General features: G+C 60.9%; 9 protein-coding genes and 1 pseudogene. 3 read left to right on the top strand and 7 right to left on the bottom strand.

What is annotated here, in order from left to right; translation table 11 throughout:
* Positions 1–29 precede the first annotated feature (29 nt).
* Positions 30–2,927 (bottom strand): EAL domain-containing protein, encoded by a 2,898-nt coding sequence (locus AB4Y36_RS24555; protein WP_368684354.1) that lies wholly within the window; start codon positions 2,925–2,927, stop codon positions 30–32.
* A 305-nt stretch (positions 2,928–3,232) separates the two neighbouring features.
* Between AB4Y36_RS24555 and AB4Y36_RS24550 the strand changes: the two genes are divergently transcribed.
* Positions 3,233–4,399, top strand: coding sequence for a diguanylate cyclase (locus tag AB4Y36_RS24550; protein WP_368684353.1), 1,167 nt, complete (start codon positions 3,233–3,235; stop codon positions 4,397–4,399).
* Between the two features lie 30 nt (positions 4,400–4,429).
* Here the strand turns inward: AB4Y36_RS24550 and AB4Y36_RS24545 are convergent, their stop codons facing one another.
* The 4 genes from AB4Y36_RS24545 to AB4Y36_RS24530 all read right to left on the bottom strand — a co-directional run bounded on the left by AB4Y36_RS24545 (position 4,430) and on the right by AB4Y36_RS24530 (position 7,885).
* Positions 4,430–5,290: a substrate-binding periplasmic protein gene (locus AB4Y36_RS24545; protein WP_368684352.1), complete on the bottom strand. Its 861-nt coding sequence runs from the start codon at positions 5,288–5,290 to the stop codon at positions 4,430–4,432.
* 84 nt (positions 5,291–5,374) lie between these two features.
* Positions 5,375–6,076: an ectoine/hydroxyectoine ABC transporter permease subunit EhuD gene (gene ehuD, locus AB4Y36_RS24540; RefSeq protein WP_368684351.1), complete on the bottom strand. Its 702-nt coding sequence runs from the start codon at positions 6,074–6,076 to the stop codon at positions 5,375–5,377.
* Between the two features lie 56 nt (positions 6,077–6,132).
* On the bottom strand, positions 6,133–6,957 hold the full coding sequence (locus tag AB4Y36_RS24535) for an IclR family transcriptional regulator (RefSeq protein ID WP_083245058.1): 825 nt from the start codon (positions 6,955–6,957) through the stop codon (positions 6,133–6,135).
* 568 nt (positions 6,958–7,525) lie between these two features.
* Complete coding sequence (locus AB4Y36_RS24530; protein WP_368617528.1) at positions 7,526–7,885, bottom strand: DUF3564 family protein; 360 nt, start codon at positions 7,883–7,885, stop codon at positions 7,526–7,528.
* Positions 7,886–8,155: 270 nt separating this feature from the next.
* On the opposite strand from AB4Y36_RS24530, the gene AB4Y36_RS24525 reads away from it, so the two are divergent.
* Both AB4Y36_RS24525 and AB4Y36_RS24520 read left to right on the top strand, forming a co-directional pair.
* A complete protein-coding gene (locus AB4Y36_RS24525) occupies positions 8,156–10,042 on the top strand; it encodes a putative bifunctional diguanylate cyclase/phosphodiesterase (protein ID WP_368684350.1) in 1,887 nt (628 codons plus the stop codon).
* Positions 10,043–10,046: 4 nt separating this feature from the next.
* Positions 10,047–10,433 (top strand): annotated as a pseudogene (locus AB4Y36_RS24520) (response regulator); the annotation flags it as partial.
* Between the two features lie 74 nt (positions 10,434–10,507).
* Here the strand turns inward: AB4Y36_RS24520 and AB4Y36_RS24515 are convergent.
* Both AB4Y36_RS24515 and AB4Y36_RS24510 read right to left on the bottom strand, forming a co-directional pair.
* Complete coding sequence (locus AB4Y36_RS24515; protein ID WP_368684349.1) at positions 10,508–13,108, bottom strand: hybrid sensor histidine kinase/response regulator; 2,601 nt, start codon at positions 13,106–13,108, stop codon at positions 10,508–10,510.
* A gap of 28 nt (positions 13,109–13,136) precedes the next feature.
* A complete protein-coding gene (locus AB4Y36_RS24510; RefSeq protein WP_069262111.1) occupies positions 13,137–14,174 on the bottom strand; it encodes a 3-oxoacyl-[acyl-carrier-protein] synthase III C-terminal domain-containing protein in 1,038 nt (345 codons plus the stop codon).
* Positions 14,175–14,588 lie beyond the last annotated feature (414 nt).

Here is a 14,588-nt window from a genome sequence, read left to right as displayed (position 1 = left end):
GAATTTATTTCGTCGGGCCTCGCACGCCCTTACGGATTCACCGTGTACGCAGCGCCTGGATCGAGATGGCGCGGAAGCGATGCAATGGCAGGCTTTGGCAGCGGCACGCTGTAGAGAAAGCCCTGCGCAATCTCGCATCCATGGGCATCGAGAAAGGCGGCCTGCTCTATGGTTTCGACGCCTTCGGCAACGACCCGCTGCCCGAGGCAACGTGCGATGGAAAGGATCGCTTTCACGAGTTCGGCATGGCGCCGATCCGTCGTGACTCGCTGCACGAACGTACGATCGATCTTGAGCGTATCAATCGGGAATCGGGTCAAATAGCTGAGTGCGGAATAGCCGGTGCCAAAATCATCGATCGCGATCGATAGACCCATGCTTTCAAATTCGCGAAGCGCGTTCAGAACCGAGTCGTCCTCTTCCAGCAGCAGACTTTCCGTAATCTCGAACTCCAGCCATTCCGGTCGACAGCCGGTTTCATCGAGGACATCCTTGACCGTCAGTGCGAGGTCGCGCGACTGAAACTGTCGCGCGGAAAGATTGATCGACACCCTGTGGCGCGGGCCACGCCCGGTATTCCATTCGACGGCCGAGCAACAAGCCTCGCGAAGCACCCACCGCCCAAGATCGACGATAAGACCGGTTTCCTCCGCAAGCGGCACGAACTGATCAGGGCGAATGAAGCCTTCTCCGGGGCGATTCCATCTCAACAACGCTTCCGAGCCGATGACTTGCGCACCGCGAAGCGTCACCTGGGGCTGGTAATACAACTCGAACTCGCCAAGATCGACTGCGCGCCGCAGCTCGGATTCGAGCGAAAGACGTGCCGTGGCCTCGACGGTCAGGTCCTTTGTGTAAAAGCGAAAGCCGCGGCGCCCTGAGCGCTTCGCAAGGTACATCGCGGAGTCTGCGTATCTCAACAAATCTTTCGCGTCGGTGCTGTCGAGCGGATGCAGCGCGATCCCGACGCTGCACGATATGAAGACTTCTCTGCCGTCGAGCAGGAAAGGTTCGTCGAGCCGCCGGATGATCCTCGCGGAAATTTCCTCGAGGATGCAGCGATCGGCAGTCTCCGGCAGCAGAACGGCGAACTCGTCACCACCAAAGCGGGCCACCGTGTCCCCCACACGCACGCAGGCAACCAGCCGACGCGCGGCCTCACGCAGCAACTCGTCACCGACCGCATGACCCATCGTGTCGTTGACACCCTTGAAGCGGTCCATGTCGATCATCATGACGGCCGTATAGTGGCCGTGCGTGCTGTTCGAGATTGCCTGACGCAATTGCTCGTTGAACAGGACGCGATTCGGCAGCGCCGTTAGCGCATCGAAATACGCCATCCGATGGATCTTTCCTCTGGAAGCGTGCAGTTCCGAGATATCCCGCCCTACGGCAAGGACGGTTTCCACCTTGCCGTCCGCACCCAGTTCCGCTGTCAAGCGGATCAGCTGGCACAGTTCCTTGTTTTCGTCAGGCCCCCAGACCAATTCGAATTCCCTGTCGCTTGCCGTGGCGAATACTTCCCTGAGCTGCTGCTCATAGAGGACGGACCCTGGCCCGCCTGGGTATTCAGCCGGTGTCCTGCCCAGCAGCGCTTGCGCTCCTCCAGTGGCGAGCGCTGCGAACGTTGGATTGACGTAGAGGCGTCGGCAATCCCGTCCGTAACGGGCGACCGTATCGGGCGAGTTTTCAACGAGGGTTCGAAACTCGCGTTCCCGGCGGGCCAGCTTTTCTTCGAAACGGCGCCGCTCACTCATGTCGCGTGCCACGCCGAGGACACCCGCCACCGTCCCCCCTGCACCGAACACCGGCAAACGCCGAGTTTCGAGCAAGGTCCGTTCGCTGGTCGACGGAGCGACCACCCAATCGTCGTTCACGCAAACATGCAGCGCATCGATTGCTGCCTTGTCGCGTTCCCGGAAGTAGTCCGCCAGCTCGGCATCGAAAATGTCGTAATCGGTTTTCCCGAGAATTTCAGCTTTCGGCCTGCCGACAAACTGCTCGAAGCTGTAATTGCAAAGCAGAAAGTTGCCGGCGGTGTCCTTCAGCCACACCAGATCCGGAATGGTATGGAGCACGGTCATCAACTGGGCGCGCGCGTCGGACAGTTCACGCGCCTTGTCTTCGAGGCGGCCGTTGAGTTGAAGGATCTTCTCGTATTGAGCCCGCTGCTCGGACTCCGCCCGCTTGCGTTCGGTGATGTCCAGAATCGCACCGATCAAGCCGGCCTGGTGGCCCTCATCGTCGTGGAAGACCGCCTTGCTGAATTCCACGTCGCGCACCGCTTTCGTGGCGTTCTGGACCTTGAATTCGTAGCGCTGGATGCCGCCTTTCGCGAACAGCTCCTCGTCCATGGCGAAATAGGTTTGCGCCAGCTCGTGCGGACTCGTCTCAAAGACGGTCTTGCCGATGAATCGCTCCTTGGGGACACCAAGAAATTCTTCGAACGCCCGATTGAGATGAAGGTACCGCCCTTCCCTGTCTTTCGAAAAGACAGGAATGGGCATCGTATCGAGCAACGATTCGAGAAACGACTCGCGTTCACGGAGCTTTGCCTCCGCACGTTTGCGCGCCGTGATGTTGAAATAGATCGCGAGTACCGCAGGAGCCGAGTCCGGTGTCGGATGGCTTACGAACTGCACGAGGTAATGCTCACCGTGCGTCTGCGGCAGGCCGGCGAATGGGAGTTCCAGCTCGCGCGCAACGCCGGTGATCGCGACTTCGCGAATGGTATCGAGGTACTGCTGCAATGCCTCGGACGAAAACACCCGGGCTTCGGCATTCGTCGCGCACGCGCCTTCGGATGCAGCCCTCATCATCGCCACGGCTGCGCCATTCATGTAGCGCCGTTGGCCCTGCGCGTCGTAACGGATGACCGGCATAGGCAGGTTGCTGAGCGGCTCGCCGTACTCGCTTTCTGCGTCCATTCCAGGGTTTCTCATGCTGTCAAAGAGAATGTGTGCTCGTACAACGCCATCTACGCACGCGTTCCCGGAACCGGCAACTTCAACAACGCGCAACACGGCATGCCATCCATGCGGTAACGGCAGGATACGGAAATTCTGAAGGGCGTAAAAATGGGAGCCGATGAATTTCCGGCACGCGCATGACGGGCATTGTCCGCGAATTTATGCAACGCTTGCGTGTGTTATCGATCACGCCTCACTCTGGCATCGCGCTCGACGACATCGATATGTTATATAGGCGCAGTGCCTACTCTCGCCGAACCCGCATGCCGCTCTTCGATCTGCGCACGGTCATCCTGATGTCTTCGGTCATGCCGGGACTCATGGCAATCGCGCTGTTCTCGCTGGCCCGAAGCTTTCCTCAGAACATACGCGGCGTCCGTCATTGGGCATCGGGTGCGCTGATGGTCAGCGTATCGGTACTCCTCCTCGCGTTTCGTGGCAGCGTGCCGGACTGGCTTTCGATTCTGGTTGCGAACTGCGGAATCGTTTTTGGCGCGGGGCTGGGACTCGTTGGCACCCAGCTCCTCTATGGGTGCCAGCCCAGCTGGCGCTTCGTCTCGTTGCTCGTTTCCGTTGCCGCGGCCGGTATGACCTGGCTGTGGTTGGTCCATCCATCGATTGCGGGCCGCATGATCGTGATCACCGGGGTGCTCGCGGTGCTCTACGGCACGCACGGCGTGGTGATGCTGCGCCTTGGCCGCCCCAGCCGCACGGCGCTTGCCGTTGGCGCACTGCTTCTTGCCGAATGCGCAGTCGCAGCCGCACGCTGCATCTCCATCGGTCTTGCTACGAAGGGTCTACCCGATCTCTTCCATCCTGAATGGATGCAGACGTTCTATCTCACCGCGGGCGCCGCGTTTTCCCTGCTCGTGACGGTGGGTCTTCTGCTGATTGCCATGGAGCGCTTACGTATCCAGCTCGAGCGGCAGTCTTACCGCGATCCGCTGACAGGTCTGCTGAACCGCCGCGCGCTCGCGCTCGCATTCGAAGAGGAACGTGAACTGGCGAAGCGCAACGGGGCCGTGCTCTCCATGCTCCTGATCGACCTCGACCACTTCAAGCGGGTCAACGACGAGCATGGGCACGATATGGGAGACAACGTCCTGATCGACTTCGCGGAACGCGCCAGTGCGGCAATACCGGCGTCAGCCTGTCTCGCACGCTGGGGAGGCGAAGAGTTCGCCGTGTTGCTGCCCGCACTCTCCCTGCAACAGGCTCACGAACTGGCCGAAGTGGTCCGCACGCGAATCGCTGAGCCCGGCTTCACCGCGCCCGTCATTCGATACACATGCAGCATCGGCGTGGCCTGTCTCGCCGCTGCCGAAGCAACGATCCAGCAGCTGGCGCGCGATGCCGACACGGCGCTCTATCACGCCAAGCATCTCGGCCGTAACCGCGTCGAGATCTGCGACCGCGCATTTGCTGCCTGAAACCGACAGGCAGCGTGGTACGCGACGAAATCAGTTCTTCACCGGGAAATACCAGAGATTGCGGTCGGTATAGCCGAACTGCCTGATGATCGATCCCAGCGTTCCGTCGGCGCGAAGTTCGTCGAGCGTTCGCGACACCGCGTTATTCAGATCGATGTCGCCCTTGCGCAACGCGTAGCGCGCGTATCCATACTCCTGCGGCAGCGGCCTGTAATCAGCCACCATTTGCATTGCGGCAGCTGGATGCTGCTTCAGGAATTGCCCGATCTTGATGTCGTCTTCCATCGCAACGTCGATGCGCCCAGCGATCAGATCGGAGAACTCCGCCTCGCTGCTCGTGTAGAGCTTGAGCTCCTTGAGGTCCTTGCGTCCTTCGAGCAACTGGTGATTGAAGCTCCCGCGCACCGTGCCGACGGCATGGCTTGCAAAGTCGTCCCACCCATGAATCTTCGACGGATTGCCACGCTGCACCGCGATGCCCGATCCGTACCAGTATGCCGGGCTCGTGAATGCGACGACGCGCAGCCGCTGCTCGTTCTCGTGCAGGTTGTCGACGATGACGTCGGCGCGGCCGGCGAGCAGTGCCGGAATCATCGCGTCGAACGGCACGATGTCCCACGTGACCTTCGTGATCTTGAGCCGCTTCGTGATTTCGCGGAAGATGCGCACGTCCGCGCCGTCGAACGTGTGTGTTTTCTCGTCGCGGAAGGTCGACGGCGGGTCGGCGGCGATCACGAGCGTGATGCCGTTCCCGATTGCGCGCGCATACGAGCCGTCTCCGCCTTCGAAGCGCACATCGCTGATTGCGCCGCTATCAGTCGCATGGGCGTTGGACAGCGACGTTGCAACGCCTATCAATATCGATGCAAAAACCTGCGTAGCCTTGCGCATGAAGCACCCCGAATGAGTTAGTTATCCACATGTGGCGAATCGATCGCGTCAATCGCGTTGCTGCCTCTCGCTCGAGGGCGCCGGTCATCGCGCACGCACTGCGGCGTTCGCCGGCCGCGTGGTGCCCATCTTGCGCTCGAGCCAATGCACGGCCAGGGCACTCGGCCAGGAAAACGCCAGGTAAAGCGCGCCGACCAGCGTGAATATCGTGACGTACTGGAAGTTCGTCGACGAGATGATCTGGCCGGTGAACATCAGCTCCTTGACCGTCACGATCGACACGAGCGAGGTGTCCTTGAAGAGCGAAATCGCATAGTTGCCGAGCGGCGGCACGACGATACGGATGGCCTGGGGAAGCACGATCAGGCGCATCGTCTGGCGGCCGGACATGCCGAGCGCCTTCGCGGCTTGCGTCTGGCTCTTCGGCACGGCTTCGATGCCCGCGCGATACACCTCGGCGAGATACGCTGAGTAGTTGATCGACAGCCCGATGACACCCGCCGTGAACGGAGCGAAGCGAATCCCGAACGAAGGCAGCACGAAGTAGATGTAGAACAGTTGCAGCAGCGCGGGCGTGCCGCGAATGACCTCGATATAGACCGACGCAATGGCTCTCGGCAGCCGCGCGCGGCTGATTCTGGCGATAGCGAGCAGCAGGCCGAACGGCAGGCTGAGCGCCAGGATGCTGAAGGTCAGCTCGATGCTCGTGAGCGCCCCCCTGAGCAGATCGGGCAGATAGCTGTTCGCGTCGTGCAGATCGAACAGATCGAAAAAGGTGGTCAGCATGAGGTCCTCGCCCCGTCGCGGGGGCACCGGTGATCCGCCAGGGAGATAGATGCGCGCTAGCTCGCCGCGCCGCGTTGCGGGACAATCTGGGCGCCGAGCATCCGGCTGATGCGCTCGGCATGAGCGCGCAGCGTGCGCCCCAGCGCGTGCAGGTCGTCGTCATCCAGCCCGTTCTTGAGCGTCGTCACGCTGATCGCAGCCACGCCTTCGCCGTCTCGGTTCGTGATTGCCGCGCCGACGCAAACCACGCCCAGATTGTCTTCTTCGTCATCGAATGCGTAGCCGCGCTCGGCGACGAGAATCAGATCCTTCATCAGCTCAGCGGGTGTCAGGCGGGTGTACTCGGTGCGGCGGGGCATGCCGGTATGCGCGAGCAGCTTGACGACGCGCGCCGGCGGCAATAACGCAAGCAGGGATTTGCCGAGCGCCGAGCAATGCGGGAGTTCGCGTTGTCCGAGCGCGGACGCGATCCGCACGATGCCGGGCGCCTCCACCCGGTTGATTGCGACGGCATAGCCGTTGTCGTCGAGCACCGCGAGCCGCGACGTGAGACCGGTCGTGTCGGTCAGCTCGCGCAGAACCGGCATCGCAAGCTGGGAGATGCCGACGTCTGCCGCCGCCCGGTCGCCGAGGTGCACGAGCGCAAAGCCGAGCCGATAGCGCCGTGAGCCGCCAAGGCGTACATCGGTGACGTAATGACGGGCGAGCAACGTCTGCAATAACTCGAACGCCGTGCTCTTCGACACGCCGATTGCCATCGCAATTTCGGCAACGGTAAGCCCCTCGTTATCGCTGGCCCCCAGTGTCTCCAGGACATCGAGCGCCCGGCTGACGCTGCGAAGCGCGTTGCGCTCGCCAATGGTTTGGTCCGTTTGTGTCATTTGTATTTCGTCTTTTATCCGCTAGCGGGCGGTCGAGCGTTTCAGCCAGCTTAGCGCTGCCAATATTGACAGTCATCAAGGTGGAAACTACCATAAATAACGCGCCGAACGACGTTCGGCCTGGCCGAACAAAATATCTATTCGGCATACAGGACGCCTGATTCGTGGCGTGCCTCACCCAGGTAAATGACAACAGGAGGCCGTAGGGCCGGTGACGCGCTCGGGGCATGTATGCGCGGCGCCATATTCCGACGGCAAATAAAGATGGGAACAGTGTCAGAAAGGGGTTTGGACGGTGGCGGCCAACCGAGAAAGTCGGGTACCTGGTCGTCGCAAGCCGCTCACAGCGATATCCTCCACATCAAATCCGTGATTCAGCGATTGTCTGCAGAGGACCTGAACGAGTCGCGTTTGCCGCCGGCTTATTGGCGAAAGCGCTTGCAGGAAATCATGCAAAGCCATCAATTGTCGAAAAGCCAGTTCGACGAAATCGACCGGCTACTCGCGACATTGAAGGAGTAATGGCACACGGCATCGGCGATGGCTCACAGAGCCGTCTTGCCAACGACTAGCAGGCAAAAAGCGAATTCGCGGCGCGCACCGATTTACGGTCAACGGCCTGCAAGCGCCACTGCCAAGCTGTTTCTCTGCACGCGCTGTTGTCCGGCCAGCTCGCATCGCCATGGCCCGAGTGAACTTCCTGCCGTTCGTTCAGGCTCAGACCGCGCATGATGCAAAGGGGTGCATCGGTTTGCGGAGCGCATAAGACCGTCTCGTCGCCGCCGGCGCGGACGTCGCCCCACGAAGGCAGGTCGACGCCTTCATGTGACTCGCGCGACCAGCGTTTCTGGTCGAGATCGATCCACACAAGGGCGAATTCGTGATTGACTGCCGGGTCAGAACCATTGATCAGGATGGTCAGTCGCATGGACACTCCGTGCAGTGCGGCTAGTGAGTGGGATCGCGGCTCGAATCGCAAGATGTCAGTCTAGGAGTTCCGCGATGGAACGCAAGCGGATTTTCCATATATTGGGAAAACTCCGTGGTGCGGATACGCACATAACGCGAAGGCCAGGCCGGGACCCGAATACGTCGGCGCAGCTGCGGTTCGCCCAGGGGGCGGAATCAGTTCTCCGCATCCCGGAGTCCGATCTGGTCTATGCTCACGAAATCATATGATTTGAATCGGGGAGACGACGTGCTTACGTCCGCCAGGGGCGACAAGTTCTGGACCGCCGGCATTTTGCGCCGCATTTATGTTCTCAGGGTCCTCGGCTACGCGATCGGCTCCATACCCGTCCTGGCGTTGCTGCACGTGCAACGTGCGCCGGCGCTGCTCTTCGTTGGCGTCCTTGTCATCTGTCTCGTCTGGCCGCATGTCGCTTATTCGCGGGTACGCAACAACACTGACGACGCACTCCGCAAAGAGAAATGGAACCTGCTGTTCGATTCGGCGTTCGGCGGCGGGCTGGCCGCGGCGGTTCATTTCGAACCGGTTGCAACCGTCGTCATCCTGCTGATGTTTGCGCTCGACACCATGGCCGTGGGTGGTTGGCCGCTCTTCGTGGCCGGTGTGGGTGCGAGTGCGGCGGGCCTGATCGCCGGGGCCGCAATCTTCGGTATCGCCACCACGCCGCTGGACGTACGGATCGCGCCGGTGTGGCTGCCCATCGTCTTCATTTATCCACTCCTGTTCGCCAAAACGACCCATGACGTGTCGACCAGGCTTCTCGATCGTTCGCGCCGTTTGCGCGAACTCAGCGAGTGCGACAGCCTGACCCGGCTCGCGAATCGTTCGGCGCTCAGCGCACGATTGCAGGCAGTCCTGACTGACCCCGCCCGCCACGGCGAATCCGTATACGTTGTTTTCCTCGACCTGGACACGTTCAAGACCGTCAATGATGCGCTCGGGCACAGCGTCGGCGATCAGCTGCTCGTCGAAGTCGCCGGTCGTCTGCGGGCCTGCGCCCAACCGGGCGACATGCTTGGTCGTTACGGCGGCGACGAGTTCATGATCGTTGCGCCGCGCGGGCGGGACGACGCGCGCTTCGATCTTCCCGATGCCGTACTCGCGGCAATTGCGAAACCAATGCTCGTCGGCGGGAACGAGCTCGTGGTGAGCGCCAGCGTCGGCATCAGCGTGTTTCCCGCGGACGGAGACAATGTGGAAACGCTGATCTCGTGCGCGGACATGGCGATGTACGCGGCCAAGAGTCATGGCCGCAATTGCTGGGATCGCTATCGGCCTGAAATGGGCGAGAACGCCGACGCAAAGCTCATCCTTTCGGCGCGTCTCAGAAAGGCGATCGAAACAGGGACGCTGCGCGTGTACTATCAGCCACAGGTCGACATGCGCAACGGCCGCGTGCTCGGCGTCGAAGCACTGGTACGTTGGCACGATGAGATATACGGCGACGTCGCCCCGGCCGAATTCGTCTCGATGGCGGAAGCATCGGGATTTGTCGCGATACTCGGCGAGTGGGTGCTGCACGAGGCCTGCCGGCAGTCGGCGCTTTGGAGGCACACGGGGATTGCGCCCGTGCGCCTGTCGGTCAATCTGTCGCCGCTTCAGTTGCAACGCACGGACATGGTCGAGACTTTTCAAACCATTCTGCAGGAGACAGGCGTCGATCCGACGATGCTCGAGCTCGAGGTCACCGAGACTGCATTGATGAAGCAACCGGAGATCGCCGCGCGCCGCCTTCACGAATTTCGCCGCGCGGGTATCCGTATTGCCATCGACGATTTCGGCATGGGCTACTCGAGCCTGAGTCAGTTGCGCGCGCTACCGGTCGATCGCATCAAGATCGACCGTGCGTTCGTGCAAGGCATCGGGGAAACGGACACGGGTGCGATCGTGAAGGCGATGGTTACGCTTGCGCAAGCGCTCGGTTTATCCGTCATCGCAGAAGGTGTGGAGACGCTCGCGCAACAGGAGTTTCTGCTCGCGCTCGGTTGCGTGGAGGCGCAGGGATTCCGCTTCAGCAGGCCGCTCGATGCAGAAAGCATCACGCGTGTACTCGCCGACGGCAGCCCGCTACCGCGGCCATCGCTTGCCACGCTCGGCGAAAACGTCATCGTCTGAGCGACGCGACGCGGACGAAGCCATCGAGATACTCGAGGAGCACGGCGCGGACATCGCAGTCCTGGTGACCGACTTCCGCATGCCGGTCAGCAACGGCGATCAACTGCTGCGCGAAGCCGCTCAACGCTATCCCCGGATCGTGCGGATTCTGGTGACCGCTTACGCCGACAAGGACATGCTGTTGCGGACCGTGAATACGGGAGGCGTATTTCGCATCATCGAAAAGCCGCTGCGGATCGACACGGTACGCGAGACGCTGCGCGAGGCGATTGCGCAGTGGACCGAGCGTGAAACGCGTCAGCATGAATTGCTGGCGATGGATGAAACGCTCGCGTTCCTCGCGCACGAGTTGAACACGCCTTTGGCGACGATCGCACTGATCGCGCAAACCACGACCGTCACCATGCGTTTCGGCACCCGCAAGGAACGCGCGAAAGCCACTGACACGCAACGGCCGCTAGAACCTCAGTCCTCGCTCGATACACCCGGCTGATCGGCCGGGCTGATCGCAGCCACAAAATATCGATGCAGCGCGTCGGCCGAGCGGTTTCCCAGCGCGGCGGTCTGTTCGAACCAGTCGGTCTCGTCCGGCCATTGGCCATCGAGGACCCGCGGATAGATCTGCTTCGCATACAGGTGCAGCGCTTTCGCGCCGATATTCCCGCTGATACCTAACAGAACGTGCAGCGTCGCGTGCACCGCCCGGATGTCACCGGCCTCCACGCTAGTTGCAAGCTGCGCGAGAAGCGAGCGGATTTGCGCAATGCCCTTGAGGAAGGTCTGATCCAGCATGTCGAGCGAAGCCAGTTCGTCGAGATGCGCCTCATCGAGCAGGTCGTTTTCCGCGATCGCTGCCCGAGTTGCGGCCCGAGTTGCAGCTCGATTGGCAACCTGCATGACCGGCACCGCCGGCCGCTCGCGTTTCTCCGGGGCGCTCGCCACGCGCGAGTGTGCAAACTGTCGCGCGAGACACGCATAGAGCACGCCGACCTGCACCGGTTTCGTCATGACCTCATTCATGCCCGCTGCGAGACAGGTCCTGACTGCCGCCATATCGGACTGGCCGGTCAGGGCCACGATAGGCATCTCGCCATACTCGTCCACGCGGGCGCGAATCCACCCCGCCGCCTCCACGCCATTCATGCCGGGCATGTTCATGTCCATCACGATGGCATCGACATTGTCACCGCCCTGCAGACGCGCGATCACGCCCTGTCCGTTTTCCGCCTCCACGACGCTGGCGCCACATCGCTCCAGATAGCTCTTCGCGACCATCCGGCTGTAGGTGTCGTCGTCCGCGACAAGAATCGTCTTGCCCGCGAATCCATCGAAGCGCGGGTGGCGCAAATGGCGATCGCCGCTTTCCATGAGCTTTTGCAGCGTACTCACCAGCTCCACCATGCGTATGGACTTGCTGATCGTTGCGTCCATGCCGGCGCCCTTCGCGAGCACGCGAGCCAGGTTGTGAGCTTCGGCCGTATAACCGACCACAAGAAGGCCCCCGCCAGCCAGGTCGGCATCGGAACGGATCTTCTCCGTGGTCGTGTAGCCGTCGAGACCCGGCATATTGATGTCCATCAGCACGAGATCGTAAGCGGAACGCTCTCGAAGGAGCGTCAGCGCGCCTTCACCGCTCTGCGCTTCGACCACCCGGGCGCCCACCCCTGAAAACGCATGGCAGACTTTCTCGCGTATCACCGCGTCATCATCGACAAACAGTATCGTCTTCCCGCTGAAGAACGCCGTGGCGCGCGCGAGAAGCGTCTGCCGGTAAGCCGCGATTTCGCTCTCCGGTATAGCCGGAAACTCGAGCGTAAACTGGGTGAATTTGCCGGGTTCCGAACGGCACTCGATCGTGCCGCCGAACGAGCGCATCGCACGCTGGCAGTAAGCAAGCCCCAAACCCGTGCCGGCAGTGTTTCCCTGGGTGCGGAAAGGCTCGAACAGATGGGACATCATCTCGGCTGCAATGCCCGGTCCCGTGTCGTGAACGATCACCTTGTTCCGGTCGACAGTCAGCGTGAGTGTTGCCGTGGGATGCGCCGCCATGTGATGCAGCGCATTCTTGATCAAATTGAACAAGGTAAACAGATAGACGGTCTCGTCCACCTTGAAGGTGAAGTCTTCGAGGACCATCAGTTTGACGCGGCTGCGCTCTTTTCTGCCGCCAAAACCGTACTCGTCGATCGCCTTGCGTGTCGCCTCCGCCGCGCTCGCATAGTTGAGATTGTCCGACTGCATGGGCTTGGCGCTGACTTCATCGAGCGTCATCGCAATGATTCTGAGCCCGCGGTCGATCGCCAACTGTCCGTGCGCGACGTGCTGCGAAAGCGAAGCCACTGCGTCGACGGCCAACGCCGGCGAGGGCTTCGACTCTGCCATCGCGGGCAGCGCCTCCTCGACGCGATCGAGCACGTACCTGAGCTGGCTGAGCGGATTCCTCATTTCATGGGCGATCGTGCCCGCAAGCGCCCGAAGTGCGCCGTTCTTGGCCTGCGCCGTGATCCCCCGCATGTTGCTGTAGCTGAACGTCAGGCCCGCGCAGATGCCGAACGCGAAAACCGGCAGGTAGGTGTAGAGCAGCAAATGGCCGTCGACGTGCAGGGACTCCGGAGTGACGATCCACGCGCAGAGGATGGCGAGGCCAACCCCGAGCGCGAGGTTCAGCGCCAGCGCGACGAACGACGGAAAAATCGCGATCAGGAAAAACATCATCCCGACTTCCGCCATCGACCAGATCATCGAATAGTGGCCGGTGATCAGGTAGTAGGTGAAAAAGAACGGTAGCGTATAAGCTACCGTCAGGAAGTAATACCACGGCAGGAAAGGCACTGCTGCTGCGGGCCAGAAGCGGCGCAGCAGCAACAGCAGACAGGCGAGCGCGCCGATAACGCGCATCAGCGTGCTTTCATTGGGCTGGGGGTCGATGTACGTCCACCACAACCAGTACAGCGGATGCCCGATGGTCCCGATGACGCCCACCGCCAGCACGCTAAGGTCCGACAATCCATACGCGTCGCGGACCCGCTGCATCAGATAGCGAACGCCTCCTGCCATGCCTTTCATATCGTTCTCGTTAGACTGATACCGAGCCTCAGAACAGGAAGCTGCTCACGTTGAACGACATGCCGGCGCTGCCGACCCAGCACAACGCCCTGTCTCCCCGCTTCAACTTCCCTGTCTCCTTGGCCATTGAAATCGCAGCCGGAATCGACGCGGAAACGAGATTTCCGGTATCCGGATAGATGTGATACATCTTATCGTCGATGCCTGCCTTCACGCCGTAGCCGTGCCACGCGGCCTTGGAGGAGGCATGCGTAAACACGATGTCGATGTCTTTTTTGGGAACAGAGAGTCTGGAGAAGACTTCGGTAAGCTCATCTGAATTTTTGTGCAGTTCGTGGCCGAACGAGGTAAACCGCATTTCGCCGTTCTTGCCGATACGGTCGGTGGGGTGGCAATACCCCTCGTAACCAGGAATCGGAATCGTGCACAGGTCCGAAACATCCGGCTTGCCGCGAAACGCAAAGCTGAAGTTATCCGGCTCCTTCGCCACCACCAGCGTGGCCGTCGCCGCTTCGCCTATCGTAAACGACGGCAAGGTATATTCGACCTGGGCGTGATGCTTGAGCGCAAAATTCGAAGGATAGAGCGGCCCGCCCGCGAGCATATTGAATTCGGCATTCACGATCATCGCGTTCTTATACTGGCCAGTCTTGAAGAGACTGTCGACGATCGACATGGCCCGCGTCCAGCTCATGCAGGCATCGACCACATCGAAGCATTCGGCGTTTCCAAAGCCGAGCGTGCTCGCCATCATGTGGCTGTTGCCCGGCTCGAGAAACCCGCGACCGATGCCGACGAAGATGAACAGCTCGATGTGCTCCGGCCTCAGATAGGTTTCCGATAACACCTTGCGCGTCGCCATCGCAACGTGATCGATGGGCGACTCATGGCTGTCGCACCAGCGACGATGGACCAGACCGCTGCGGTCAAGCAGTGTCTTGATGGTTCGCACGGTCCTGTCGATGTCGCCATCGAAAGCGGTCGAGTGGGACCGGATCATATCGACGACTTCTTCGTTCGTGACGACCCTCGAAGGGAGACTGACTGCGACGTTCTTGATAAGCATAGAGAATCCGTGAATCGCGAAAAGATGGATGGGTAAAGGTCTCGCGCGTGTGGCACGCGGATACCTGGACACCAGATATCCGGCCGGACGGCCCCCGTACGTTAGCGCCCCCACCGTTTATCACGAATTCCCCCCCTTCCCTACGCGTTGACTTTCAGCGGCCGGGTCTCGATTGCCTGGGGCTTGTACCCATACGTTCAGGAGCGTGCCCGCCGCTCTCCAATCCTTTCAATCCATCTTCCAACTGCCGGCGCCATTCGGCCATGGCTCAGGCTTCGCAGATCAAGTTCGATGCTTACTTTGCGGGAGTCACCCCCGACGGATTATCGGCAACAGTGAGTGAAACTTGAGAGTCGAGATCCTGCAAGCGGACAAGAACTGCGCGCCCACCCGCTGTCTTTCAAAATCTGAATG

It is taken from the genome of Paraburkholderia sp. BR10936 (assembly GCF_040965735.1).
In the GTDB taxonomy this organism is placed as follows: Bacteria; Pseudomonadota; Gammaproteobacteria; order Burkholderiales; family Burkholderiaceae; genus Paraburkholderia; species Paraburkholderia nodosa_A.
Note: the sequence above shows the minus strand (reverse complement) of the source record. Positions and strands in the feature narration are given on the sequence as shown.